The following is a 1,499-nucleotide window of genomic DNA, read 5'->3' as shown; positions in this document are numbered from 1 at the left end:
AGAAAAGCGACCCTTGATTTGGGTCGTTTTTTAATACTTTAATCGGAAAGTCATGGAGATAAAAAGGCTTTTCTTACGTGCTTAATAGTCATTATATTGGGAAATATTGATACTATCATTAAGATATCCATATCTATACCTAAGCATCTTTCTCATCACTGGTAATTTTAACACGAAGTGGATGGATTTCGTACTAAAGTTTCCCTAACTTGAATCGGTTACACTAAACTAGACAGTCTTATAAAGTGTTCTACACTAAAGAAAACAGGAGAATTCTATGTCTAGAAAAATACGCCGTCATTTTACAGATGATTTTAAACAACAAATCGTTGACCTTCACAATGTAGGGATAAAACGAAGTACGCTGATCAAAGAATATGATTTAACCCCTTCTACCTTTGATAAGTGGGTGAGACAAGCTAAAACAACGGGCTCCTTCAAATCGGTTGATAATCTTACTGATGAACAGCGGGAGCTGATTGTCCTTAGAAAGCGAAATAGAGGACTTGAAATGCAGCTAGAAATCCTAAAGCAAGCGGCGGTGATTATAGCACAAAAAGAGAAATAATCACTGCTAATAAGGATAAATACAGCATTTCAGCCTTGTGTCGGTGGTTGAATCTCCCGCGTTCCAGCTATTACTATAAAGCCTCAGAATCAGTAGCTGAAGCTGATCTTGAAGAAAAGGTGAAACAAATTTTCCTCGAGAGCCAATCGAGATACGGTGCCAGAAAGATCAAGCAATGTCTGGCCACAGATGGGATTATCTTATCTCGTCGCCGCATTCGTCGGATCATGAAGCAGTTAAATCTCGTATCTGTTTATCAGCAGGCTAGCTTCAAGCCACATTCTAAAGGGAAAAACGAAGCCCCTATTCCAAATCTCTTAGCCAGACAATTCCACCAAGAAAAACCACTGGAAGCGATTGTGATAGATTTGACCTATGTCCGTGTTGGTCAGCGATGGGCTTATGTTTTCTAGATGTTCATCCCTCAGGAGATTTAGCTAGTCGATTGACTAACGATATGTCAGTTGTACTAAATTTTATCACAGTAGTATTTCCGAATTTGATTTTGAATGTAGTTGTTATTGTTGGTTCAATTTATTTTTTATTGAAAATTAGTTTACCATTAACACTAATGAGCCTATGTCTATTTCCGATTTTACTTTTTGTAGTGGTTCTTATTAATAATAAGATGGAAGAATACTATACGAATTATCAAGAGGGATTAGGAGCGATTTCAAGTCGTATTAGCCATAGATTTAAACATATTAGGCTAATGAAAGCATTTAACGGTGAGGATAGTGAGCAGAGTGCCATGTCTTATACGTTTGATAGATTAACTAATAATTTTAAAAAAATTATTGGGCTATCATCTATCCAGAATACTCTAGTTAATGGTCTTATGATACGTTTTATTATATTACTTTTAGTTGTAGCTGGTATGGAAGTGTCTAAAGGTAGTATGACTATGAGTACTTTAATGACATTTATTTTA

General features: G+C 35.9%; 1 protein-coding gene and 1 pseudogene. Both read left to right on the top strand.

Going from position 1 to position 1,499, the window contains the following annotated elements:
* Window positions 1-277 precede the first annotated feature (277 nt).
* A pseudogene (locus ACMZ6U_RS10335) lies at window positions 278-975 on the top strand (IS3 family transposase); the annotation flags it as partial.
* 38 nt (window positions 976-1,013) lie between these two features.
* The coding region (locus tag ACMZ6U_RS10330; RefSeq protein WP_416108333.1) for an ABC transporter transmembrane domain-containing protein at window positions 1,014-1,499 on the top strand (486 nt) is incomplete at its 3' end.

This window comes from Streptococcus pluranimalium (assembly GCF_047785745.1).
In the GTDB taxonomy this organism is placed as follows: Bacteria; Bacillota; Bacilli; order Lactobacillales; family Streptococcaceae; genus Streptococcus; species Streptococcus pluranimalium_B.
This window is presented reverse-complemented; position numbering and strand designations above follow the sequence as displayed.